Below are 22,685 nucleotides of genomic sequence, written 5' to 3' on the forward strand. Positions count from 1 at the left end.
GACTATGATACACCAGCACCGGCCCTGAATCAGTTCTCTCGGGGGTCAGAGTGGGCGTTGGCCCTGTTCGGCGAGCTGGCGGGCCCGCTCGATGACTTTCCGGCGGGAAAAGATAAGCTGCCAGCGCCGGCCCCCGGTCTGACGCCAGAGCACCGTCGACCGGATACCGGCGAGCAGCAGGGCGCGCACCTTGGCAGCGTTCTCATCGCGCTGCAGCACGCTGGGGTTGCCGCTGACCTGGATCCGCAGACGGAAGGTGCTGATGGTGTCGGTGTACACCGAGGCCAGGTTGCTGATCAGATTGCTGTGGGTAAAGCCGAAATGACTGGCGGTGTGGCGAGCCTGATCGATGCGGCTGCCGATCACCTCGAGCATGTCGGAGCGCCGGTTGAGCTTGGACTCCAGGTGGATCAGGTTGAGCACGTAGCGCAGCACCTCGATGTCCTGCTGTTTGCTCTGCTGGCCCAGCACCGAGGCGAGGGTGACCAGACCCTCGCGGATATCGGTCAACTCGCCGCCATAGACATCCAGGGTCGAGGCCGGATTGGTGGCGAACAGGGAGCGAATGCAGGTTTCCAGACTGGTTTCCGAACACTGGCCATTGTGGGCAATCTGTTGCACCAGGTTGGCGGCCTGGAAGACGCCCGCCAGGGCCAGGGTCTGATCGTCGAGGGAGCGGCTCATACGCCCGCTTCCTGTTGCGTCGCGGCGGTGGCACGGGCCGGCACGGCCTCGCCATCCCGCCAGGTTTCCTCGATCACTCCGCCGCCGAGGCAGACGTCACCGTCGTAGAACACCACCGACTGGCCGGGTGTGACCGCCCGCTGGGCGTCATCGAACACCACTTTGACGTTGCCGTTCAGGACCTGGACCTCGCACTCCTGGTCCGGCTGACGGTAGCGGGTCTTGGCCTTGCAGCGGAACTGGCCAGCGGGCGGCGCGCCGGCCACCCAGTCGATCGGCCCGGACACCAGGCCACGGGCGTACAGCAGCGGGTGCTGTTTGCCCTGCACCGCGATCAGGACATTGCGGGTGAGGTCCTTCTCCGCCACGTACCAGGGCTCGTCGCCAAACTCACTCAGACCGCCGATGCCCAGACCCTGGCGCTGGCCAATGGTGTGGTACATCAGGCCCTGGTGGCGACCAATGACCTGGCCGTCGGGCGTTTCGATGTCGCCGGGCTGGGCCGGCAGGTACTGCTTGAGGAAGTCGGTGAACTTGCGCTCGCCGATGAAGCAGATGCCGGTAGAGTCCTTTTTGTCGTGGGTGACAAAGCCCTGGGTCTCGGCAATGCGCCGGACCTCGGGTTTTTCCAGTTCGCCCACCGGGAACAGCGTCCGGGCGATGCGCTCACCGGAGACCGCGTGCAGGAAGTAGCTCTGGTCCTTGTTCGGATCCAGGCCCTTGAGCAGCTGGGCCCGGCCCGAGCCGTCCTGGAGCGGGCGCTGGCGGGTGTAGTGGCCGGTGGCGATGAAATCGGCACCCAGGGTCACGGCGTAATCCAGGAAGGCGCGGAATTTCACTTCCTTGTTGCAGAGGATGTCGGGATTGGGGGTCCGGCCTGCGGAATACTCCGACAGAAAATGCTCGAACACCCGGTCCCAGTACTCGGCGGCGAAACTGGCGGTGTGCAGGGGGATGCCGATCGCATCCGCCACCGCCTGGGCGTCGGCCAGATCGGTCATGGCCGTGCAGTATTCGGTGCCATCGTCCTCGTCCCAGTTCTTCATGAACAGGCCCTCGACCTGATAACCCTGCTGCTTGAGCAGCCAGGCCGCGACGGAGGAGTCGACACCGCCGGACATGCCGACGATGACACGGGTGTTTGCATTGGCGCTGTGGTCGGCGGAGTTGGTCATAGCCCTTTCATTCCGGGTGAAAAACACGGGATTCTATCACTGGAGCGGGGTTACGTCTGCGCGTCCACCACCACTTCCAGCGGATAGCGGCGCCCGTTTCGGTAATCTTCTATGCATTCGAGCACCAGCGGACTGCGCAACTGGTCGCCCAACGCCCGGATGGCATCGAGGGTCAGCCAATGGGCGGCGATGATGCCGGTATCCAACTGCTCGGAGACCCGGTGCAGGGCACGGGCGGCGTAGCAGAAGCGATAGTAGGTTACGCCGTTGCTTGGAGCCTTGTAGGTATAGACGCCCAGAAAGTGCTCGGGTTCGACCTCCCAGCCGGTCTCTTCCAGGGTTTCCCGGCGAGCCGCATCCAATACCGCTTCGTCCTCCTCGACGTGCCCGGCTGGCTGGTTGAACACCACGCGGCCACCGCTGTGTTCCTCCACCATCAGGAAGCGGCCCTGATCGTCTTCAATGATAACGGCTACGGTGGCGTGGGGAGTCCAGGTCATCGTTTCGGTTTGCTCCTCGTGGCGGTACGGGCTTTGCGCTGGCTCGGACGCTTGCGACGGTTGGTCGGCGCCGGGACGTGGATCTCGGTGCTTCGGTACTGGCCGGGTGCCAGTCCATCCAGGGTCCAGTCGCCTATACGGTAGCGAATCAGTCGCAGGGTTGGGAAGCCGACGGCCGCGGTCATGCGTCGCACCTGCCGGTTGCGACCCTCGGTGATGGTCAGCTGCAGCCAGCTGGTGGGGATGGCTTCCCGGTGGCGAACCGGCGGGTGCCGTTCCCAGAGTTCAGCGGGCGCGGGCATGCCTTCGGCAGTGGCCGGGGCAGTCAGGCCGTCTTTCAGAGTGACGCCGTGCCTGAGTTGGGTCAGGGCGGCCTCGGTGATCTGGCCTTCGACCTGAACCCAGTAGGTCTTGGGCATTTTTTGCGTGGGCGAGGCGATGCGATGTTGCAACGCACCGGTGTCGGTGAGCAGCAGCAGGCCCTCGGAATCGTAGTCCAGGCGTCCGGCAGGGTAGACGCCGGGTATGTCCAGCCAGTCGGCCAGGGTGGCCCGGACCGGTTTGCTCGGATCCTTGCGGTCGTCAGTGAACTGGCTGAGGACGCGAAACGGTTTGTTGAAGAGGATCAGCTTGGCCATGCCGGTACGGAAATCCTGCGCGGTGCCGTGAATGTGGTCGGCAAGGTTACTGCAACTGCGTGGGATGGCAAAGCCCCGGCCGGCAAGTGGTTTGGAGCCGGGAACAGGGAGTTGGGCGGGAATTTTACAAAAGTATTGAGCTGCCACTGGCGAGAGTCAGTGGAGGCCGCGTGCGCCAACCAGTCAGCCGGCGCGCCGCTGGAGCGGGCGGGACAGCGTCAGGCGCTGGCAGCACGGGGTGGGAAATCGCCCTCGCTGGATTCTCCGGCCCCGGATTTCGTTTCGGCTGAGGAGCCTGCGCCCTCCTGGGCTTGTTTCTGGGGCTGCTCGTCCGGAACGATGTTGATGGCGTGAACGCCTTTGTCGCTCGGTTTCTTGTCGAAGGTGACGGTTTGGCCGGCTTTCAGCGTTTTATACCCTTCCATCTGAACCGACGAGAAGTGGGCAAACAGGTCGTCACTGCAGCCATCCTCAATAATAAAGCCGTACCCCTTGGCATTGTTGAACCACTTGACCTTGCCTCTTGGCATGATGAACTCCCCTGTTCATGTGCTGTCACATTTTATTATTGGTGTTGTGAGCCTTCCGCCCGGCACTCCGGCGCGGACCCCTGTTACAGAACTCTCGTACGAATTTACATAATTTAACAATACCTCCTAACTTTCGACCAATCGGGGGCGCTAGTCAATAGTTTCCACTGCTGTAATGTGTGGTTTGACCGGGTCCGGAACCGGTATCATGTCCGTATTGATAAATAACTCACGCCCGGTTTTCGGCACTGCTTGAAAACACGGGGTCAGACAACCACATTAAGCCAAGGGCACCGATAACCGGTACAGAATGATGCGGACTATCGAAGATTCTCTACTAATATTTAATCAAGGGGAGGACGATCAGCCAGGGCGACAGGACGATCTGAGCGTTGCGCCTGAGAAGCCCGCCCTGAAGCGGCCCGCGCGATATCGCGTGGTGCTCCTGAACGACGACTACACACCGATGGATTTTGTGGTAGACGTGTTAATGACGTTCTTCGGTATGAACGAAGAAAAGGCGACGCAGGTGATGCTGCTCGTCCATACGCAGGGAAAAGCCGTATGTGGGGTGTATACCCGAGACATCGCAGAAACAAAGGCGGCACAGGTGAACCAGTATTCTTCGGAATGCGAACATCCGCTCCTTTGCGAGATTGAACGTGCGGACTGACAGACGTTGGGGTGGCCCATGCTGAGCAAAGATCTAGAAATTACGCTGAATACGGCCTTCAAGAATGCCCGCGACAAGCGTCATGAATTCATGACCGTGGAGCATCTGTTGTTGGCCCTGTTGGACAACGAATCGGCGGTGGGCGTTCTCAAGGCCTGTGGGGCCGATCTCCAGCGACTCCAGGAAGAGCTGGTTGAATTTGTCGACTCCACCACACCGTTGATCCCAAGCAATGACAGCGAACGCGAAACCCAGCCGACCCTTGGCTTCCAGCGGGTCCTGCAGCGGGCCGTGTTTCATGTCCAGTCATCCGGCAAGAAGGAAGTGACCGGAGCCAACGTACTGGTTGCGATTTTCAGCGAGCAGGAAAGTCAGGCGGTCTACGTTCTCAAGAAACAGAACATCGCCCGCATTGATGTGGTCAATTTTGTCTCCCACGGCATCTCCCGGGTTCAGGGCGCCGAAGATCAGGAAGGCCACGATCAGGCCGCCCCGGACGAAGCGGGCGAAGAGGGCGGTCATGCCAAGCCGCTGGAGAGCTACTCCACCAACCTCAACGAGCAGGCCCGACAGGGCCGGATCGATCCGCTGATCGGCCGTGAGCACGAGGTGGAGCGCGTGGTGCAGATCCTGGTGCGCCGGCGCAAGAACAATCCCTTGCTGGTGGGTGAGGCGGGCGTCGGCAAGACCGCCATTGCCGAAGGCCTGGCCAAGCGCATTGTCGACGGCCAGGTACCGGAAATTATCTCCGACGCGGTGGTCTACTCCCTGGACCTTGGCGCGCTGCTGGCCGGTACCAAGTACCGCGGCGACTTCGAGAAGCGCCTGAAGGGGCTGCTGGCCGAGCTGAAAAAGGAAAAGCACGCAATCCTGTTCATCGACGAGATCCACACCATCATCGGTGCCGGGTCGGCGTCCGGTGGCGTGATGGACGCCTCGAACCTGCTCAAGCCGATGCTCAGCTCCGGTGAAATCCGCTGCATTGGTTCCACCACGTTCCAGGAATTCCGCGGCATCTTCGAAAAGGACAGTGCACTGGCCCGCCGGTTCCAGAAGATCGACGTCAACGAGCCGAGTGTCGAGGACACCTACCAGATCCTCAAGGGTCTCAAGCCCAACTTCGAGAAGCACCACGATCTGAAGTACACCGACAAGGCCCTGCGGGTGGCGGCGGAGCTGGCGGATCGCTACATCACCGATCGCCATCTGCCGGACAAGGCCATCGATGTGATCGACGAAGCCGGGGCGCGGCAGCGCCTGCAGCCGGAAAACAAGCGCAAGAAGGCGATCGATGTCTCCGATATCGAAGACGTGGTGGCCAACATCGCCCGGATTCCGCCGAAGAACGTTTCCACCAGCGACAAGGACCTGCTGCGCAACCTGGAGCGGGACCTGAAGATGGTGGTGTTCGGCCAAGATCCGGCCATCGAGTCACTCTCGACCGCGATCAAGCTGGCCCGGGCTGGCCTGAAGGCGCCGGAGAAACCAGAGGGCGCGTTCCTGTTTGCCGGTCCGACCGGGGTCGGTAAGACCGAGGTCACCAAGCAGTTGGCCAAGGTCCTGGGCATCGAGCTGGTTCGGTTCGACATGTCCGAGTACATGGAACGGCACACGGTGTCTCGTCTGATCGGTGCGCCTCCGGGCTATGTCGGTTACGACCAGGGTGGTCTGCTGACCGAGGCGGTGAACAAGCATCCGCACTGCGTGCTGCTGCTTGATGAGATCGAGAAGGCGCATCCGGAAGTGTTCAACCTGCTGTTGCAGGTCATGGACCACGGCACCCTGACCGACAACAACGGGCGCAAGGCGGACTTCCGTCACGTGATTCTGGTGATGACTACCAACGCCGGTGCCGAGACCATGGCCCGTCGCTCGATCGGGTTCAGCGAGCAGGACCACAGCACCGACGGCATGGAGATCATCAGCAAGACCTTCACGCCGGAGTTCCGCAACCGTCTGGACGGCATCATTCAGTTTGCCGACCTGCAGAAGGAAACCATCACCCACGTGGTGGACAAGTTCCTCACCGAGCTGCAGGCGCAACTGGACGAGAAGCACGTGGTTCTGCACGTCGACGAGGACGCCAAGCTCTGGCTGGCGGACAAGGGCTACGACGTCACCATGGGTGCCCGTCCGATGTCGCGCCTGATCCAGGACATGATCAAGCGGCCCCTGGCCGAGCAGATCCTGTTCGGACGGCTGTCGGAGAAGGGCGGGGATGTCTACGTCCACCTGCGCAACGACGAACTGGTCTTCGATTACGAGGACGAGCCGGCCGAAGCGGTCTAGTACCAGCGCCGGGCAACAAAAAACCGCTGCAGCGATGCAGCGGTTTTTTTGTGTCGGCCAGAAAGGTGGTCTGCCAACAAAAAAGCCCCGAACCGGGGCTTTTCAGATGTCAGTCTGGCTTAGCGGGCCCGGTACACGATGCGGCCCTTGCTCAGGTCATACGGGGTCAGCTCGACCTTGACCTTGTCGCCGGTGAGGATGCGGATGTAGTTCTTGCGCATTTTTCCGGAGATGTGAGCAGTCACCACGTGGCCGTTGCTGAGCTCAACACGGAACATGGTATTCGGAAGGGTGTCGATAATAACGCCTTCCATTTCAATGACATCTGATTTCGCCATTCAGTAGAAACCTCTGTTGAAAAGTACTTCTGGTGATTTTAAATTGCGCAATTCTGCCTGAAATGTCGGCATTTGGCAAAATCAGTTCAGGTCCATGACGCGCCAGTGGCCGTCGTGCAGTGCTTCGATGGGCCTGAACCGGGTCTTGTAGTTCATTTTACGGCATTCGCGAATCCAGTAACCCAGGTACAGATGCGGCAACTGGCGCCGTTTGGCTTCTTCAATCTGCCAGAGAATGGCGAAGGTCCCCAGGCTGCGATGTTCCAGCGTCGGCTTGAACACGGTGTAGATCGCCGAGAGGCCGTCGTCGAGCAGGTCAATGGCGGCCAGGCCCACCAGTTCCTGATCCAGGCGCATTTCCATGAACCAGGAGTCGGTGGCGCCATCCACCAGAAACGAGGTGAACTGTTCCCGGGACGGCGGGTACATGTCGCCGTCCTTGTGGCGCTGCTCGATGTAGTGGGCGTAGAGCCGGTAGTAGTGCTCGCTGAACCGGGCCGGCACCATGGTGCACTCCAGGTCCTGATTCTTGCGCAGCACGCGGCGCTGGTTGCGGTCGGGCTGGAAGTCGGCCACCCGTAGCCGCACCGGCACGCAGGCGTTGCAATTCTCGCAGTGGGGGCGGTAGTAGTGGGAGCCGCTGCGGCGAAAGCCGAGCGCGGTCAACTGGCTGTACAGTCGCTTGTCGATGTGGGCGCGGGGATCGACAAACATGGTGGTGGCTTCGCGGTCCGGGAGATAACTGCAGTCGTGCGGCGGGGTTGCGAAGAACACCAGGGTTCTGAGATTACTCATTCACGCCTCCGGCCCGGGCCATTGCCAGCGCATTTCCCAGGTCCGTTGTTTCGGTTTGCGACCAACGCATGCCCTGAGTATAGATAAAAACTCGCCCCGGGGAATGGTGCGGGCCCCCATGGTCAGCAGGTGCCGGCTTTCCACCTGGCAGTCCATGATCTTGTAGTCCCAGTCCTGGAGCTGGTGCGCCAGGTGCACCATCAGGACTTTCGAGGCATTGGTCTCGAGGGAAAACATGGATTCGCCGAAAAAGCACTGGCCAATGGCCAGGCCGTACATGCCCCCGGCCAGCTCGCCGGCCCGGTTCCAGACCTCGATGGAGTGGGCGTAGCCCAACCGATGCAGCTCGGAATAGCTGGCGATCATGTCCTCGGTGATCCAGGTGCCTTCGGCCCGGGTTGTGGCGCAAAGCCGGATGATGCGGCCGAACGCCTGGTCGGCGGTGACGCTGAATTTCTTCTGGTTGAGGGTTCGCCGCAGGCTGCGGGACACGTGCACTTCTTCGGGAACGAGCACGCAGCGGGGGTTGGGTGACCACCAGAGGATCGGCTGGTCGTCGCTGTACCAGGGGAAGATGCCGTTGGTGTAGGCAAGCAGGAGTCGGTCGGTCGAGAGGTCGCCACCCAGGGCAAGGAGTCCGTCGGGATCGTCGAGTGCCTCGTCGGCGGGCGGGAACCAGAGTTGGTCCGGGTCTAGCCAGGGTAGTGAGGTCATCCTGCTCCGGTGTGGGAGTTCGCCTGGGTGATTCTTGCTTTGGAGTTCGGCCCCTCGGAAGCCGGCCGCTGAAACACGCTGTGGATACGTCCCTGTATGCTTGGCTCCGCCATCCATGGCTTCGCACAGTTTCAGCGGCCGACTCCCGAGGGGCTTGCCGTCCTAACGGGCGTTTGCCCGTAGTTTAGTTCAGTCCTGCTGATCCAGAAACTTTTCGGCATCGAGGGCGGCCATGCAGCCAAAACCGGCGGAGGTGACCGCCTGACGGTAAACGTGGTCGGCCACGTCGCCGGCGGCGAACACGCCCGGGATGCTGCTCTGGGTTGCCATGCCTTCCAGGCCGGAACGGATGCGGATGTAGCCGTTCTCCATGTCCAGCTGGCCCTGGAACAGGTCGGTGTTGGGCTTGTGGCCGATGGCAATGAACACGCCAGCCAGGTCCAGCTCCTGGGTGGAGTCGTCCTTGGTGCTCTTGATGCGCATGCCGGTTACGCCGGTGCCGTCTCCAAGGACCTCGTCCAGGGTGTGGTCCCAGACGATATTAACGTTGCCGTTCTCGGCTTTCTCAAACAGTTTGTCCTGCAGGATTTTCTCGGCACGCAGGCTGTCGCGGCGGTGCACCAGGGTGACTTCGTCGGCAATGTTGGACAGGTACAGGGCCTCTTCCACGGCGGTGTTGCCGCCGCCGATGACAGCAACTTTCTGCTTCTTGTAGAAGAAACCGTCGCAGGTGGCGCAGGCGGACACGCCCTGGCCTTTAAACTTCTCTTCCGATTCCAGGCCCAAGTACATGGCGGAGGCGCCGGTGGCGATGATCAGGGCATCGCAGGTGTACTCGCCGCCATCGCCTTTCAGGCGGAACGGACGATTGCGCAGGTCGGCTTCGTTGATGGTGTCATAGACGATGCTGGTCTCGAAGCGCTCGGCGTGCTTGAGCATGCGCTGCATGAGCTCAGGACCCTGGACCCCGTCGTTGTCGCCCGGCCAGTTGTCGACGTCGGTGGTGGTGGTGAGCTGGCCGCCGACTTCAATCCCGGTAATCAGGGTCGGATTGAGGTTAGCCCGGGCCGCGTAGACGGCGGCGGTGTAGCCGGCAGGACCGGAGCCGAGGATGATCAGTCGGGAGTGCTTGGTTTCGCTCATGTCTGTCTCTCACTAATTCGATACGACGCTAACCCCCTACATGGGGCCAGGCTGAAAAATAAAAAGCGAAGGCTAACACGAATGTACCGGTCTGCCATTCGAATTGGCCAATTCCGCTTATAAAACTTTGCTATTTACTCAAGGACGGAAACCGACGCGAGCAGTTGTCGGACCCGGTCGGCGCTCTTCCCGGACTCGCCCTGTTCCAGGCGGTGTTCGGCGATGGCCGGGAAGATGGTCTGGATGTCGTCGGGCAGCACGTGCTGGCGCCCCTCCATCAGGGCCCAGGCTTTCGCCGCCCGCAACAGGCCGAGGCCGGCCCGCGGTGACAGGCCGTACATCAACCCGGGCATCCGGCGGCTCTGCTCGAGCAGTCGTTGCACGTAATCGAGCAGGGCGGGGCTGGCCTTCACCTGATGGACGGCTGCCTGCAGTTGGTCCAGGGCTTCCTGCGGCAGCAGTGTCTGGAGTCGCTCGGTCATGACACGGCGATCTTCCCCTTCCAGCAATTCCCGCTCGGCGCGCGGGTCGGGGTAGCCGAGTCGCAGTCGCATGAGAAACCGGTCGAGCTGGGATTCGGGCAGCGGGAAGGTGCCGCCCTGTTCGATGGGGTTCTGGGTGGCGATGACGAAAAAGGGCTGGGGCAGGGGGCGGGTTTCCCCTTCGATCGACACCTGCCGCTCCTCCATGGCCTCGAGCAGGGCGCTTTGAGTGCGTGGCGAGGCCCGGTTGATCTCGTCGGCCAGCACCACTTGGGCAAAAATGGGGCCCGGGTGGAACACCAGGTTGCCGGCTTCCTTGTCGTACATCGAGTAGCCCAGCACGTCGGCGGGCAGCAGGTCGTTGGTGAACTGGATGCGCTGGTAGCTCAGCCCCAGGATTTTGGCGAGGGCGTGCGACAGGGTGGTCTTGCCCATGCCCGGTATGTCTTCGATCAGCAGGTGCCCGCGGGCCAGCAGGCCGCAAAGGGCCAGCCGTACCTGTTGATCCTTACCCAGCAAAATCTGGTTGAGTTCGCTGACTACGGTGTCGACCAGTTGTTTCATACTGTCCTTCAGTCCCGGACCCGTTTGAGGATGTCGCCGTAGGCGTCAATCCGCCGATCTCTCAAATACGGCCAGATGCGGCGAACCGATTCCGAGCGGCTGCGATCGAGGGTCACGCTCAAGATGCTTTCGCTGCTGTCATCGGCACGGGCCAGGAACTCGCCCTGCGGGCCGCAGATGAAACTGTTGCCCCAGAATCGAATGCCCTCGGAGTGCCCGGACGGATCGGGTTCGGTGCCAACGCGGTTGGGCGCGACCACCGGCAGGTTGTTGGCCACGGCGTGGCCTCGCTGGACGGTGACCCAGGCGTCGAGCTGGCGCGCCTGCTCGTCCGGGTCGTCGGTGACGTCCCAGCCGATGGCCGTCGGGTAAATCAGGATCTCGGCCCCGGCCAGGGCCATCAGGCGGGCCGCCTCCGGGTACCACTGGTCCCAGCACACCAGAACGCCGAGCTTGCCCACGGAGGTTTCGATCGGCGTGAAACCGCTGCGGCCGTCGTTGAACTGGGCATCGCCAGGGGTGAAGTAGAACTTTTCGTAGAATCCGGGATCGTCCGGAATGTGCATCTTGCGGTACAGGCCGGCCAGCGTGCCATCGCTGTCAAACACCACCGCGGTGTTGTGGTAGACGCCGTTCATCCGGCGCTCGAAGATCGAGCCGACCAGTACGATGCCCAGTTCCCGCGCCAGCTCCGACAGCCGCTGACTGGTCGGGCCGGGAATGGGTTCGGCCAGTTCAAACACCTGGGTGTCCTCGGTCTGGCAGAAGTACAGGGTGGCGTGCAGCTCCTGAAGAACCACGAGGTTGGCCCCGCCGGCGGCAGCTTCGCGCACCAGCCTTTCCGTGGTCGCCAGGCTCACCGCCTTGTCGCTGCTGCAGGTCTGCTGGATGGCCGCCAGGTTCAGGGTCTGTCCGGGTTGTGTCGGGCTCATGGTACGACGACTCCTGCCGGCAGCTGCATGGTGACGCAGTGCAGGCTGCCGTGCTGGCCGATCAGTGGTCGGCAATCAATGGGAATCACCTCCCGGTCCGGGAACAGGTCGGCGACGATGGCAATGGCGTCGTCATCCTGGGCTACTCCGTACACCGGCAACAGGACGGCGTTGTTGATGATCAGAAAATTGGCGTAGGTGGCGGGCAGCCGCTGGCCGTCGTCATCATAGATCGGATCCGGCCAGGGCAGTGCCGTCAACCGGTAGGGGCTGCCGTCGCGCTGGCGGAACTGATTGAGTTCCTCCTCCATGGCGGCCAGGGCGGCGTAGTGCTCGTCGTCCGGGTCGGGGCAGGCGACGTAGCAGATATGGTCGGGTGCGCAGAACCGGGCGAGGGTGTCGATGTGGCTGTCGGTGTCATCCCCGGCCAGGTAGCCGTGGTTGAGCCAGAGCATGCGATCGGCGCCGAGCAATTCCGACAACAGCCGTTCGATGGCGGTGCGATCCTGCGACGGGTTGCGGGTGGGCGTTAGCAGGCATTCGCTGGTAGTCAGCAGGGTACCCTCGCCATCGGATTCGATGGAGCCGCCTTCCAGCACAAAGTCCACCGGCTGCAGCGGGCAGCGCCCGAAGGCGCCGGCGTTGGCCAGGTGGCGATTCAGCGCGTCGTCCTTTTCCCAGGGAAACTTGCCGCCCCAGGCGTTGAACCGGAAATCCAGCAGCGTCGGGCCGTCATCGGTGTCCACGGTGATCGGGCCATGGTCCCGGGCCCAGGTGTCGTTGGCCGGCGCCGGCACCGAAATGACCCGTCCCGGCAGACCCTGCTGCTGGGCGAACTGGTTCAGTTCGTTCTGGAGCTCTTGGGCCCGGATGACGTGCTCGCAGCTGATCACCAGGTGTTCGAATCGAAGCACGGACCGGGCAATGGCCATGAATACCGGTTCGACCTGGTCGAGAAGTTCGGACCAATCGGTGCCCGGGTGGGGCCAGGTCAGCATTACGGCGCTCTGCGGGGCCCATTCGGCGGGCAGCATACGTCTGGATGTCACTTTACAGCTACCTTAGATCGAGAAAACCGCCATTCTATCCAACGGCCGGTGCAACGTCAGTCTCCTGACACAAATTTCAACACGACGCCTTCGTCGTTGCTTCAGCGGTTAGGCTTGAGCACCGCGTGCAGCACCCGATCCCGTTCGAAATAGACCACAAAGTTGCGGTAGTGCCACTGACTGATCGGGGGTTGGCCCACCGGGCCCCGGATCTCCAGCGGATCGCCGTAGGTGGCGCGCACCGAGGACTGGCTCATGCCGATCTTCGGAGTGCTAACGGCCTCGCGATCGGCCTGGGAGCCGACCGGGATGCTCAACTGTTCCGCGAGCACCGAGGGTACCGAGGCCAGGGTCAGGCTGGCGGCCAGGGCCAGTGTGCCGAGCATGGTTTTGTTTGCTTTCATCAAATCGTCTCCCTTGAAAAGCCGGGGCCGTCCGAGACTGGGTCGGCAGCATATGGATAAAGCGTAATATCTTTAAAAGACTGGCAAAAGTCACCTGATTTCACAGAGTTTACTGCTTTTGCCGCTGGCGGATTTGCCACCGCATCACATGCCGGGCGATCTGCTGCCGGTCGGCATCCTGGATCCGGACAAATTCGGCGTGAACCCTCGTGGCGCCGCCGTTTGTGGGCTGGAGGTCCAACACCTGGGCGATGGCGTGGGGTTGGAACAGTTCGGGGGGCAGGGTCATGGTCAGGGCGAGGTGGTCGCCAATCTGCCAATCGGCCTGGTCGCTGGAGAAGGCGATGCCACCCTCGCTCAGGGTAACCTCCTGCCAGTCTTCCGGTTGCAACGGATTTTGCTCAAAGGCCATAATGCGCGCGAGCGTGTCGAGCTTGCCGTTCAAGGACTTGATCAGCCCGGTCAGCAGGCGGTCACGCTCGGCAAGACTGGCGAGTTGCGATCGGACATCCTGATCCAGTCGTCGGAACTCGGCCTTGAGGCTTTCCAGATGATCACCGTCCATGACCTTGTCCTCGGTGCTGACGGTGGTTGAGAGCTTGCGGACTTCCAGGCCAATTCGATCCTCGATACGGAAAAAATCCCGGCGTTCGGGACTGTTTTCCTCGGGCTCGTTCGGGGTGTTGGGTGACTGCATCCTGGCTCCGGACATGTGAATTTTCATTGTTTGTAACAGTTTAGCAGCTTCCCGCGGCGCCGAAAGGCTGACACGGAAAGACCAGACCACGACAGACCCGAAGGAAGCGACAGGCGCCTCTCCATGTTCAGACCCTTATCCTTCTATATCGGCTTGCGGTACACCGCGGCCAAACGTCGAAATCACTTCATTTCCTTTATCTCACTGACCTCCATGATCGGCCTGATGCTGGGCGTGGCGGTCCTGATCATTGTGCTCTCGGTCATGAACGGCTTCGACCGCGAGCTCAAGCAGCGAATCCTGGGCATGGTGCCCCATGCCGTGATCGAGGGATCCGGTCCCCTGCAGGACTGGGCCAGCGTTGATGAGCAGGTTCAGCAGCACCCCCGAGTGCTGGCGGCCGCGCCCTTCATTCAGGGCCAGGGTATGGTCACCGGCGGTGGCAACGTGCGCGGGGTCATGCTCAATGGCGTGCTGCCGGAACAGGAAAAGACCGTCTCCATCATCGAGAATCACATGATCGACGGCAGTCTGGACGACCTGGAATCCGGGGAGTTCGGCATCATCATTGGCCGGCTGATGGCCGCCAGTCTGCGCCTGAAGCTCGGGGACAAGGTCACGGTGGTGTTGCCGGAGGCATCGGTGACCCCAGCCGGTGTGCTGCCGCGCCTGAAGCGGTTTACCGTGAAAGGCATTTTCAGCGTTGGTGCGGAGCTGGATGGCAACTACACCCTGATCCACATGGACGATGCCGCCAAGCTGATGCGCACCGGCGGCCGCGCCCAGGGCGTGCGACTGCTGGTGGACGACCTGTTTGCCGCCCCCAAGGTGGCGGAGCAGGCGGCGCGAACCCTGGAGGGGCGCTATTACATTTCGGACTGGACCCGCACCCACGGCAACCTGTTCCAGGCCATCCGGATGGAAAAGACCATGATCGGTCTGCTGTTGATGTTCATTGTCGCAGTGGCGGCGTTCAACATCGTGTCGACCCTGGTCATGGTAGTGACCGACAAGACCGCGGACATCGCCATCTTGCGGACCATGGGCGCGACGCCGGGGCGGATCATGCGGATCTTCATCGTTCAGGGCGCGGTCATCGGCGTGTTCGGTACTCTGATCGGCACCGGGCTCGGCGTCCTGGGTGCGCTCAACATCAGCGCCTTCATATCCTGGCTCGAGGGCGCCCTAGGCCACCAGTTCCTCAGTGCCGACGTGTACTTCATCAGCTATCTGCCGTCCCAGTTGCAGTGGCCGGATGTGTTCATCATCAGCGGCTCAGGCCTGGCCATGAGTCTGTTGGCCACCATTTACCCCGCCTGGCGGGCGTCCCGGGTCGATCCGGCGGAGGCGCTTCGTTATGAATAATGAAGGTAACCCAAGCATGCAGCCATCCTCCGCAGTCATTGATTGTCGTCAGGTCACCCGTACCTACAGCGAGGGCCCGGAAAAACTGACGATTTTCTCCGACATCTCGCTTCAGGTGGGCGCGGGCGAGACCGTCGCCATCGTCGGCAGCAGCGGGGCCGGCAAGACCACCCTGCTGAATTTGCTGGGCGGCCTCGACCGGCCGTCCTCCGGCCAGATCGCAATTTGCGGCAGCGACATTCATCGTCTGTCCGAGGCGGCTCGGGCCCGATTCCGCAACCGCCATCTGGGCTTCGTCTACCAGTTCCATCACTTGCTGCCGGAGTTCCCGGCCCTGGAAAACGTGATGATGCCCTGCGTGCTGGGCGGTATGAGCGTCAAGGACGCCCGAGCCAGGGCGGAAACGCTGCTGGACCGCGTCGGTCTGGGCCAGCGTCTGGGCCACAAGCCGGGGGAGTTGTCCGGCGGTGAGCGCCAGCGGGTGGCCATTGCCCGCGCCCTGGTCAACGAGCCGGAGTGCGTGCTGATGGACGAACCCACCGGCAACCTGGATGAGCAGACCGGCGCCGGGGTGAAGGCGTTGATCGAGTCTCTGCGGGATCAGCTGGGTATTGCCTTTGTCATGGTGACCCATGACATGACCATGGCACGGAGTCTGGGGCGGGTACTGCGCCTGGAACAGGGACGACTGATTCAGGAGGTCTGATCGGCGGGCTGCTTGCGCCGAAGGCGGGCGTGGCGTCGCACCCGCCAGTCGGACCGGATCTTTCGGCGCCACAGGAACTGGATGATCAGATAGGCAATGCAGGCGGCCGCCGTACCCACGATCAGGGAGCCCAGATAAAGCGGAATGCCGATGTCCACCAGGCGTTCGCTGATCCAGGCCCAGGACAGCTGGAACTCGAAATTGAGGACCGGCCGGTCCAGGACCCAGGTGCCCACTTTGTAGCTGAAATAAAAGATCGGCGGCATGGTGATCGGGTTGCTGATCCAGACCAGGGCCACCGACAGCGGCAGGTTGGCGTTAAACCAGATGGCGAAGAAGGCGGCGCCGATCATCTGGAATGGCATGGGGATAAAACAGAACCAGATGCCCACCAGGAAGGCGCGGGCGACGCTGTGCCGATTGATGTGCCACAGATTCGGCTCATGAAGGATATCGCCAAGAAAATGAAGCGATTTCATCGCTTTCACCTTCTCTGGTGTTGGCAGATAGCGTTTCATGAACTTCTTTGGCATTGGAAGCTCTGCCTGTTGATCGCGTGTCGGGTCCGGTAGCAAGGAGGCTGCCGGCGAGTCGTTAAATCCGGAGGACAAGGATTGTCCGAATTTCCCATCAGTCAAACCCGGCCCGTGCGGGCGCGCGGTTCAGTGGTCGCGGGCGTTATCGCCTTCTCTTGCGGCGTTATCTTACTGTATCGATTGTCGGTGTTGCCACCACCAGAGTGGTTCCTGGCGGGCTTTATTACGGCATTTTGCATTGCAGTTGCGGTTGGCCGCGCTTTCGTCCGTCCGGTCGCCGGTGTGCTGGCGGCCTTGATGCTGGGGCTCGGCTGGTCCGCCTGGCAGGCCGAGGGCCGGTTGGCCGAAGTCTTGCCTGGCCACCTGGAGGGCCACAAAGTGGCGGTCTCGGGTTACGTCTGCAACATCCCGTCAGTTGGCCATTTTCGCAGCCTCAGGTTCAGTCTCTGTGTTACCCGATGGCACCCGCTGGCGGACGAACCTTTCGGGGCAGGGCAACTGCCCGGCAAGCTCCGGCTGGCCTGGTACGGCAAGCAGCCACCCGTGCTGCCGGCGCACCGCCTGCGGCTGGAGGTGGTGCTGAAACGCCCCCATGGCACCCTCAACGACGCCGGATTCCGGTATGAGGACTGGCTGTTTCGCAACGGGTTTCGAGCCACCGGCACGGTGCGGTCAGCCGGTTTCGACCCCGACGTTGGATGTGGGCTCCATTGCCAGTACCGGCGCACCCACCTGGCGGTGACCCGGTGGGTGACTAGCACCTTCGCAGAAGCCCGGCAGCTGCCGCTCGTCAACTCATTGCTGGTCGGCGATCGGGGCTTGCTGACCGACAGCCATTGGCAGGTGCTGAAAGCCACCGGTACCGTGCATCTGGTGGCCATTTCCGGCCTGCACCTGAGCCTGGTGGCGTTGGCTGCCGGCCTGATTGCCCGCCGACTCCTGGCGCTGGCTCCGGTGTCCTGGCTGGGTGAGCGGCGGCAGCGACAACTGCTCTTTGTCGCCATTGCCGTCGCCTGTCTTGTCTACGCCTTGATGGCGGGATTCACAGTACCGACCCGGCGGGCCCTGCTGATGGTGCTGGTGGGCGGCTGGGCGCTGTTGATGGCGCGCCAGAGTTCACCCTGGCAGGCCATTGCCGTGGCCATGGCCGGGGTCCTGATGCTGGATCCATTCGCGCCCCTGGACCCGGGGTTCTGGCTGTCCTTTGGCGCCGTGGCGGTGCTGATCCTGGCGTTTTCGGGCCAGCTTGAGCGCCCCGGCTGGCTAAGGAGCTTGTTGGTCGCGCAATTCGCCATTTTTGCCGGGCTCTGGCCGGTGCTTCAGTGGTTCGGGCAGGGCCAGCCGCTGGCCGGTATGGTCGCAAACCTGCTTGCCATCCCCTGGGTATCCCTGGTGGTGATGCCGGTCCTGATCGCGGGTGCCCTGGTCACGATGCTGGTGCCGGCATTGTCCGGGCCGATCGCGACCCTGTTCGATTGGGTGTTGGGCGCGCTCTGGCAGCTGCTGTCGGGTCTGGCTCAGGGGTCGCTGCCGGGTCTGGCGGCAACGCCGGCGGAGGTGGCGCTGCTGGCGGTGCTGGTGCTGATTCTGGTGCGCGTACCGGCACCGGGTGCGCGATTGCTCGGCGCCCTTGCCCTCGTGGCCTGGCTGGTGTCGCACCTGGGGTCGGCCGAACCGGCGCGCACCAATGCGTTCATCGAGCAGCCGGAGATCCGGATCTTCGACGTGGGCCAGGGGCTGTCGCTGCTGGTGCGTCACCACGATCAGGTGCTGGTGTACGACCTGGGGCCCGCGGTTCCCGGTGTTTTTTCTGCCGTCGAGTCGACCCTGTTGCCGAACTTTCAGGCCCTGGGCGTCAGCCGCATCCAAACCCTGGTGATCAGTCATGGTGACAGTGACCACGCCGGCGACCTGGCCGCGCTGGTCCGCTCTGTGGCGGTCGATCGTCTGGTGTCGGGTGAGCTGCCCGAGGTTCGGTCGCAGTTGCCGGAGCCGGCCGGCTTTCCGCTTCAGGCCTGTCGGGAGTCCGTTGAGCCGCTGGGGGAACTCCGCATCAGCTACTGGCGGTCGGACCGGCCTGAAACCGCCAACGACGCCTCCTGCGTGCTTCGCATCGAACACCCGCCGACCCGCACCGAATGGATCCTGCCCGGGGACATTACTGCCCGGGTCGAGGCGGAGTACCTGGCGTTTTTGGCTGAAGACCCGCTGCCGGAGGCACCGCAGACCCTGGTGCTGCTGGCGCCCCACCACGGTAGCCGGACGTCGTCGTCGGCCCGCTGGGTCGCGGCGCTCAAGCCCGATGTGGTGGTGTATTCGGCCGGGTACCGACACCGGTTCGGGCATCCCCATCCGCTGGTCACCGGCCGCTATCGGGCCGCCAAGGCCCGCGCGTTCAGTACGGCCTGTTCCGGCATGCTGACCTTGACGGTCGCGGACGAAGGGCTGGTGGTGGCCGAACAGCGTACAGCTTCACCCTTCTGGATTGGCTCGCCGGGGCAGGGCCGCGAGCGATGTCGGATACCGTGACGCAACGGGTGTGGCCTGCGAGGGCTCCTATGCTAAAGTAGCGCGGCTTGTAAATTATCAGGGAGACCGAGCGTGTTCGAGCTGTTGAAAGCCGGTGGCATTTTGATGGTGCCGATTGTTGCATGTTCCATTCTGGCGCTGGCCATCATCATGGAGCGTTTCTGGACCCTGCGCGCATCCAGGGTGACGCCGTCCCACACCGTCAACGAGTTGTGGCGCTGGATCAAGAAAAAGGAACTCAACGGTCGCAAGCTCAAGGCCCTGCAGGGTTCCTCGCCCATGGGTCGGATTCTGGCCGGTGGTCTGCTGAATGCCAAGCACGGCCGGGAGATCATGAAAGAGAGCATCGAACACGAGGCCAGCCAGGTGATCCACGACCTGGAACGGTTCCTGAACCCACTGGGCACCGTGGCCACCATCACGCCGCTGCTTGGCCTGCTCGGCACCGTCATCGGCATGATCAAGGTCTTTGCCGAAATCCAGCTGGCCGGAGTCGGTAACGCCGGTAACCTCGCGGGTGGCATCTCCGAAGCCCTGATCACCACCGCGGCCGGCCTGAGCGTCGCGATTCCAGCGCTGATCGCGCACCGGTATTTCATCCGCCGGGTCGATGAATTGGTGGTTGGCATGGAGCAGGAGGCGATCAAGCTGGTCGAAGTGGTGCACGGAGATCGCGAAATCGACGTGGAAGGAGCCTGAACGCCGTGAAGTTCAAGCGCCAGAGAAGTCAGGAAGTCGGGGTAGACCTGACGCCACTGATCGACGTGGTTTTCCTGTTGCTCATTTTCTTTATGGTTTCGACCACCTTCACCCGGGAGAGTCACCTGGAAGTTGAACTGCCGGAAGCCAGTGGTGAGCCGGCCGCGCCCGCCGAGGTCAAGCAGATCGACGTGGTGATCAATGCCGAGGGCCAGTACACCCTGAACGACCGGACCCTGGTCAATAACCGCCGCGACACCCTGGAGCGGGGCGTGCGGGAGCTGGCGGAGGGCGACACCTCGCTGCCGTTCATCATTACCGCGGATGCCCGCACCGCCCACGAATTCGTGGTTCGGGCCATGGACGTCGCCGGTCGCCTCGGCTTCGCCAAACTCAGCATTACCACCGAGCGGGAGGCTGAAAGCCCGTGAGCAGTACCGATCCGCTTCCCGCCGAAGGCCGGGTAACGCCCACTGGCAGCTGGGAGACCTACAAACGCCTGTTGGCCTATGTCAAACCGTTCTGGCTGGCCTTCCTGCTGGCCGTCATTGGCAACGTGATCTATGCCGCGGCGTCCACCGGGATGGCGGCCGCCATGGAGTACGTCATCGCGGCCATCGAGAATCCCACCGATGGCAACCGCATCCTGTTGACGCTGATGATTGTCGGTGTGTTTGCCTTTCGGGGCCTGGGCACCTTTATGAGCCAGTACTTCATCGGCTACGTCGGGCGTAACGTGATCAACGCCCTGCGGAACGACGTCTTCGACCGGCTGCTGACCCTGCCGTCGCGTTACTTTGACGACAACGCCGCGGGCCGGCTGGTGTCGAAGCTGACCTTCAATGTCGAGCAGGTCGCCGAGGCCACCACCAACGCCGTGACCATCTCCCTGCGGGAAGGGCTGACCATTGTGGGCCTGCTCGGCTTCATGCTGTACACCAACTGGAAATTGACCCTGATTTTCCTGGCGGTCGGTCCCATCATTGGCGCCGTGGTCAGTTACGCCAGCAAACGTTTCCGCAAGATCAGCAAGCGCATCCAGGGCTCCATGGGCGATATCACCCATGTCGCCTCGGAATCCATTGCCGGCTACCGGGTGGTCCGGACCTTCGGGGGCGAAGACTACGAACAGCAGCGATTCCGGGAAGTGAACGACCGGAACCTGAAGCAAAGCCTGAAAATGGCCTCCACCCAGGCCATCAGCGTGCCGGTCATCCAGGTGTTGGTGGCGGTCGCCATCGCTGCCCTGGTCTGGACTATGCTCGCACCGGAAATCCGGGGCGGGATGAGCACCGGCGAACTGGTCGCCTTCATCACGGCCGCCACCACCATGGCCAAGCCCATCCGCCAGGTGACCTCGGTTCACGCCAAGATCCAGAAGGGCGTGGCTGCCGCCTACGACGTGTTCGAAACCATCGATGAGCGGCCGGAGCAGGACCCGGGTACCTACGCGCCGGCGCGGGTCGAAGGCACCATCCGGTTCGATAATGTCTCCTTCCGGTACCGGGACCAGCTCGACAATGTGCTGGAGGGCATCACCCTCACCATCCCGGCGGGTCAGAGTGTGGCGTTGGTGGGCCGCTCCGGCAGTGGCAAATCCACCCTGGTCAGTCTGCTGCCGCGCTTCTACGACCATACCGGCGGTGACATCCTGATTGACGAGCATTCCCTGCGGGATTATTCGCTCAAGGCGCTGCGCTCCCAGATCGCCCTGGTGACCCAGAACGTGGTGCTGTTCAATGACACCATTGCCGCCAACATCGCCTATGGCGCCCTGCGGGACTGCTCCCGGGAGGAGATCCTCGAGGCGGCGGCCAAGGCCCACGCCCTGGAATTCATCGAGCGGATGCCCGAGGGCCTCGATACCATGATCGGCGACAACGGGGTGATGCTGTCCGGTGGCCAGCGCCAGCGCCTTGCCATTGCCCGGGCGCTGCTCAAAAATGCCCCCATCCTAATCCTGGACGAAGCCACCTCGGCCCTGGACACCGAATCCGAACGGCACATCCAGGAGGCCCTGGAAACCGTAATGCAGGGCCGGACCACGCTGGTGATCGCCCATCGGCTGTCCACCATCGAAAAGGCCGACCGGATCCTGGTCATGGACGGGGGGCGTATTGTCGAATCCGGCCGTCATGACGAGCTGCTGGATGCCGGTGGCGCCTACGCGCAGCTGCATCAGATCCAGTTCAGCGAACACGCATGAGCGCACTGATCGACCGGCTCTGGTACGGAAGGGGCCGTCCGCTCGGGTTCCTGGCGCCGTTCAGCTGGTTGTACCGGGCGGTGTCGACCGCCCGCCGTCGCAAGGCCTGGGACGTCCGGGATGACGCGCTGGCGGCGCCGGTGGTGGTGGTTGGCAATATTACCGCCGGCGGCACCGGCAAATCGCCGCTGACCGCCTGGCTGGTCAGTGAGCTTCAGTCCGCGGGCTGGCGCCCGGTCATCCTAAGCCGCGGTTACGGCGGCAAATCCCCGACTTACCCGCTGTTAGTGACCAACGACACCCCGGCTCGCCAGGCCGGTGACGAGCCGGTCATGCTGGCCCAGACCACCGGTGTGCCGGTGGTGGTGGACCCATCCCGTCGGCGCGCCGCCGACTGGGCGCTGGCCCAGGAACTCGGCAATATTCTGGTCTGTGACGACGGCCTGCAGCATTACCAGTTGCCCAGGGATCTGGAGCTGGCGGTGTTCGATGGCGTCCGGGGCACCGGCAACGGGGCGTTGATTCCGGTCGGTCCGCTGCGGGAGCCGGTGAGCCGGCTCTCATCAGTGGATTTCATCGTGGTCAATGGGGGCGACTTTGAGCCCGAGGTCCAGTTGGAGAGCTTTGACGGGATTGAACACCCGGACATCCATACCATGGCCCTGGAGCCGGCTTCCCTGGTCCATCTGCAGACCGGCGAAAGCCGGCCGCTGAGCGACCTCCAGGGCCAATCGGTGCGAGCGGTGGCCGGGATCGGCAACCCGGGGCGGTTTTTCGATACACTGAGAGGCCTGGGAGCCCGGGTGTCCGAGGCGCCGTTTCCCGATCATCACGCCTTCAAGGCCGAGGATCTGGCGGCGGACGCCGGTCAGTGGCTGGTGATGACGGCGAAAGACGCGGTCAAATGCCGAGAGTTTGCGCCCGAGAACGCCTGGGTGTTTAGCGTCAGGGCCAGCCTTTCCAGACACTTTGCGGAGTCGGTGCTGTCGAGGATTCAGCACAGTGCCGAGCAGATCATTTCTTAATCGTCGGTGAGA

At 62.7% G+C, this 22,685-nt stretch carries 24 protein-coding genes; 9 read left to right on the top strand and 15 right to left on the bottom strand.

Annotated elements, in window-relative coordinates:
• Positions 1-45: 45 nt before the first annotated feature.
• The 5 genes from hflD to U5822_RS13800 all read right to left on the bottom strand — a co-directional run bounded on the left by hflD (position 46) and on the right by U5822_RS13800 (position 3,527).
• On the bottom strand, positions 46-684 hold the full coding sequence (gene hflD / locus U5822_RS13780; RefSeq protein WP_322856189.1) for a high frequency lysogenization protein HflD: 639 nt from the start codon (positions 682-684) through the stop codon (positions 46-48).
• Positions 681-1,859 carry a tRNA 2-thiouridine(34) synthase MnmA gene (mnmA, locus tag U5822_RS13785; RefSeq protein WP_322856190.1) on the bottom strand — a complete coding sequence of 393 codons (1,179 nt, stop codon included), beginning with the start codon at positions 1,857-1,859 and terminating at the stop codon, positions 681-683. Before mnmA ends, hflD begins: the two co-directional genes overlap by 4 nt.
• A 50-nt stretch (positions 1,860-1,909) precedes the next feature.
• Positions 1,910-2,359, bottom strand: a complete 450-nt coding sequence (locus U5822_RS13790; RefSeq protein WP_322856191.1) for an NUDIX hydrolase — start codon at positions 2,357-2,359, stop codon at positions 1,910-1,912.
• Positions 2,356-2,997: a pseudouridine synthase gene (locus U5822_RS13795; protein WP_322856192.1), complete on the bottom strand. Its 642-nt coding sequence runs from the start codon at positions 2,995-2,997 to the stop codon at positions 2,356-2,358. The genes U5822_RS13790 and U5822_RS13795 overlap by 4 nt, the downstream gene beginning before the upstream one ends.
• Before the next feature lie 218 nt (positions 2,998-3,215).
• On the bottom strand, positions 3,216-3,527 hold the full coding sequence (locus U5822_RS13800; RefSeq protein WP_322856193.1) for a cold shock domain-containing protein: 312 nt from the start codon (positions 3,525-3,527) through the stop codon (positions 3,216-3,218).
• Positions 3,528-3,840: 313 nt separating this feature from the next.
• Between U5822_RS13800 and clpS the strand changes: the two genes are divergently transcribed.
• Positions 3,841-4,200 carry an ATP-dependent Clp protease adapter ClpS gene (clpS, locus tag U5822_RS13805; RefSeq protein WP_322856194.1) on the top strand — a complete coding sequence of 120 codons (360 nt, stop codon included), beginning with the start codon at positions 3,841-3,843 and terminating at the stop codon, positions 4,198-4,200.
• 18 nt (positions 4,201-4,218) lie between these two features.
• Positions 4,219-6,489 (top strand): ATP-dependent Clp protease ATP-binding subunit ClpA, encoded by a 2,271-nt coding sequence (clpA, locus tag U5822_RS13810; protein WP_322856195.1) that lies wholly within the window; start codon positions 4,219-4,221, stop codon positions 6,487-6,489.
• A gap of 119 nt (positions 6,490-6,608) precedes the next feature.
• On the opposite strand, the gene infA is transcribed toward clpA, so the two are convergent.
• The 9 genes from infA to U5822_RS13855 all read right to left on the bottom strand — a co-directional run bounded on the left by infA (position 6,609) and on the right by U5822_RS13855 (position 13,607).
• On the bottom strand, positions 6,609-6,827 hold the full coding sequence (gene infA, locus U5822_RS13815) for a translation initiation factor IF-1 (RefSeq protein ID WP_014421226.1): 219 nt from the start codon (positions 6,825-6,827) through the stop codon (positions 6,609-6,611).
• A gap of 81 nt (positions 6,828-6,908) precedes the next feature.
• Positions 6,909-7,622, bottom strand: a complete 714-nt coding sequence (locus U5822_RS13820; protein WP_322856196.1) for an arginyltransferase — start codon at positions 7,620-7,622, stop codon at positions 6,909-6,911.
• The gene (gene aat, locus U5822_RS13825) at positions 7,623-8,336 is read right to left on the bottom strand and encodes a leucyl/phenylalanyl-tRNA--protein transferase (protein ID WP_322856197.1); all 714 of its coding nucleotides are present in this window, start codon (positions 8,334-8,336) and stop codon (positions 7,623-7,625) included. It abuts the gene before it with no gap.
• Between the two features lie 189 nt (positions 8,337-8,525).
• Positions 8,526-9,479 (bottom strand): thioredoxin-disulfide reductase, encoded by a 954-nt coding sequence (gene trxB, locus U5822_RS13830; RefSeq protein WP_322856198.1) that lies wholly within the window; start codon positions 9,477-9,479, stop codon positions 8,526-8,528.
• A 134-nt stretch (positions 9,480-9,613) separates the two neighbouring features.
• Positions 9,614-10,525: an AAA family ATPase gene (locus U5822_RS13835; RefSeq protein WP_322856199.1), complete on the bottom strand. Its 912-nt coding sequence runs from the start codon at positions 10,523-10,525 to the stop codon at positions 9,614-9,616.
• Positions 10,526-10,533: 8 nt separating this feature from the next.
• Positions 10,534-11,457: a carbon-nitrogen hydrolase gene (locus U5822_RS13840; RefSeq protein WP_322856200.1), complete on the bottom strand. Its 924-nt coding sequence runs from the start codon at positions 11,455-11,457 to the stop codon at positions 10,534-10,536.
• A complete protein-coding gene (locus U5822_RS13845; protein WP_322856934.1) occupies positions 11,454-12,491 on the bottom strand; it encodes an agmatine deiminase family protein in 1,038 nt (345 codons plus the stop codon). The genes U5822_RS13840 and U5822_RS13845 overlap by 4 nt, the downstream gene beginning before the upstream one ends.
• Positions 12,492-12,607: 116 nt before the next feature.
• Positions 12,608-12,910: a hypothetical protein gene (locus U5822_RS13850; protein ID WP_322856201.1), complete on the bottom strand. Its 303-nt coding sequence runs from the start codon at positions 12,908-12,910 to the stop codon at positions 12,608-12,610.
• A 109-nt stretch (positions 12,911-13,019) separates the two neighbouring features.
• Positions 13,020-13,607, bottom strand: coding sequence for a PilZ domain-containing protein (locus tag U5822_RS13855; protein WP_322856202.1), 588 nt, complete (start codon positions 13,605-13,607; stop codon positions 13,020-13,022).
• A 123-nt stretch (positions 13,608-13,730) separates the two neighbouring features.
• Between U5822_RS13855 and U5822_RS13860 the strand changes: the two genes are divergently transcribed.
• The gene (locus U5822_RS13860; RefSeq protein ID WP_322856203.1) at positions 13,731-14,972 is read left to right on the top strand and encodes a lipoprotein-releasing ABC transporter permease subunit; all 1,242 of its coding nucleotides are present in this window, start codon (positions 13,731-13,733) and stop codon (positions 14,970-14,972) included.
• Between the two features lie 16 nt (positions 14,973-14,988).
• Positions 14,989-15,678, top strand: a complete 690-nt coding sequence (locus tag U5822_RS13865) for an ABC transporter ATP-binding protein (protein WP_322856204.1) — start codon at positions 14,989-14,991, stop codon at positions 15,676-15,678.
• Here the strand turns inward: U5822_RS13865 and U5822_RS13870 are convergent.
• On the bottom strand, positions 15,666-16,211 hold the full coding sequence (locus U5822_RS13870) for a DUF2062 domain-containing protein (protein WP_322856205.1): 546 nt from the start codon (positions 16,209-16,211) through the stop codon (positions 15,666-15,668). The two genes, U5822_RS13865 and U5822_RS13870, sit on opposite strands and share 13 nt — an antisense overlap.
• A 189-nt stretch (positions 16,212-16,400) precedes the next feature.
• Between U5822_RS13870 and U5822_RS13875 the strand changes: the two genes are divergently transcribed.
• The 5 genes from U5822_RS13875 to lpxK all read left to right on the top strand — a co-directional run bounded on the left by U5822_RS13875 (position 16,401) and on the right by lpxK (position 22,673).
• Positions 16,401-18,743 carry a DNA internalization-related competence protein ComEC/Rec2 gene (locus tag U5822_RS13875; protein ID WP_322856206.1) on the top strand — a complete coding sequence of 781 codons (2,343 nt, stop codon included), beginning with the start codon at positions 16,401-16,403 and terminating at the stop codon, positions 18,741-18,743.
• 72 nt (positions 18,744-18,815) lie between these two features.
• Positions 18,816-19,442, top strand: a complete 627-nt coding sequence (locus U5822_RS13880; protein ID WP_322856207.1) for a MotA/TolQ/ExbB proton channel family protein — start codon at positions 18,816-18,818, stop codon at positions 19,440-19,442.
• A gap of 5 nt (positions 19,443-19,447) precedes the next feature.
• Entirely contained in the window at positions 19,448-19,873 is a 426-nt protein-coding gene (locus U5822_RS13885; protein ID WP_322856208.1) for an ExbD/TolR family protein, read from the top strand.
• Positions 19,870-21,648 carry a lipid A export permease/ATP-binding protein MsbA gene (msbA, locus tag U5822_RS13890; RefSeq protein WP_322856209.1) on the top strand — a complete coding sequence of 593 codons (1,779 nt, stop codon included), beginning with the start codon at positions 19,870-19,872 and terminating at the stop codon, positions 21,646-21,648. The genes U5822_RS13885 and msbA overlap by 4 nt, the downstream gene beginning before the upstream one ends.
• On the top strand, positions 21,645-22,673 hold the full coding sequence (gene lpxK / locus U5822_RS13895) for a tetraacyldisaccharide 4'-kinase (RefSeq protein WP_322856210.1): 1,029 nt from the start codon (positions 21,645-21,647) through the stop codon (positions 22,671-22,673). The genes msbA and lpxK overlap by 4 nt, the downstream gene beginning before the upstream one ends.
• Positions 22,674-22,685: the final 12 nt, after the last annotated feature.

Origin of the sequence: Marinobacter qingdaonensis (assembly GCF_034555935.1) — a bacterium.
Taxonomy (GTDB): Bacteria; Pseudomonadota; Gammaproteobacteria; order Pseudomonadales; family Oleiphilaceae; genus Marinobacter; species Marinobacter qingdaonensis.

Coding starts and splice junctions, on each gene's coding strand:
- hflD (WP_322856189.1), bottom strand. CDS start 684: ATGAGCCGCTCCCTCGACGATCAGACCCTGGCCCTGGCGGGCGTCTTC.
- mnmA (WP_322856190.1), bottom strand. CDS start 1,859: ATGACCAACTCCGCCGACCACAGCGCCAATGCAAACACCCGTGTCATC.
- U5822_RS13790 (WP_322856191.1), bottom strand. CDS start 2,359: ATGACCTGGACTCCCCACGCCACCGTAGCCGTTATCATTGAAGACGAT.
- U5822_RS13795 (WP_322856192.1), bottom strand. CDS start 2,997: ATGGCCAAGCTGATCCTCTTCAACAAACCGTTTCGCGTCCTCAGCCAG.
- U5822_RS13800 (WP_322856193.1), bottom strand. CDS start 3,527: ATGCCAAGAGGCAAGGTCAAGTGGTTCAACAATGCCAAGGGGTACGGC.
- clpS (WP_322856194.1), top strand. CDS start 3,841: ATGCGGACTATCGAAGATTCTCTACTAATATTTAATCAAGGGGAGGAC.
- clpA (WP_322856195.1), top strand. CDS start 4,219: ATGCTGAGCAAAGATCTAGAAATTACGCTGAATACGGCCTTCAAGAAT.
- infA (WP_014421226.1), bottom strand. CDS start 6,827: ATGGCGAAATCAGATGTCATTGAAATGGAAGGCGTTATTATCGACACC.
- U5822_RS13820 (WP_322856196.1), bottom strand. CDS start 7,622: ATGAGTAATCTCAGAACCCTGGTGTTCTTCGCAACCCCGCCGCACGAC.
- aat (WP_322856197.1), bottom strand. CDS start 8,336: ATGACCTCACTACCCTGGCTAGACCCGGACCAACTCTGGTTCCCGCCC.
- trxB (WP_322856198.1), bottom strand. CDS start 9,479: ATGAGCGAAACCAAGCACTCCCGACTGATCATCCTCGGCTCCGGTCCT.
- U5822_RS13835 (WP_322856199.1), bottom strand. CDS start 10,525: ATGAAACAACTGGTCGACACCGTAGTCAGCGAACTCAACCAGATTTTG.
- U5822_RS13840 (WP_322856200.1), bottom strand. CDS start 11,457: ATGAGCCCGACACAACCCGGACAGACCCTGAACCTGGCGGCCATCCAG.
- U5822_RS13845 (WP_322856934.1), bottom strand. CDS start 12,491: ATGCTGCCCGCCGAATGGGCCCCGCAGAGCGCCGTAATGCTGACCTGG.
- U5822_RS13850 (WP_322856201.1), bottom strand. CDS start 12,910: ATGAAAGCAAACAAAACCATGCTCGGCACACTGGCCCTGGCCGCCAGC.
- U5822_RS13855 (WP_322856202.1), bottom strand. CDS start 13,607: ATGCAGTCACCCAACACCCCGAACGAGCCCGAGGAAAACAGTCCCGAA.
- U5822_RS13860 (WP_322856203.1), top strand. CDS start 13,731: ATGTTCAGACCCTTATCCTTCTATATCGGCTTGCGGTACACCGCGGCC.
- U5822_RS13865 (WP_322856204.1), top strand. CDS start 14,989: ATGCAGCCATCCTCCGCAGTCATTGATTGTCGTCAGGTCACCCGTACC.
- U5822_RS13870 (WP_322856205.1), bottom strand. CDS start 16,211: ATGCCAAAGAAGTTCATGAAACGCTATCTGCCAACACCAGAGAAGGTG.
- lpxK (WP_322856210.1), top strand. CDS start 21,645: ATGAGCGCACTGATCGACCGGCTCTGGTACGGAAGGGGCCGTCCGCTC.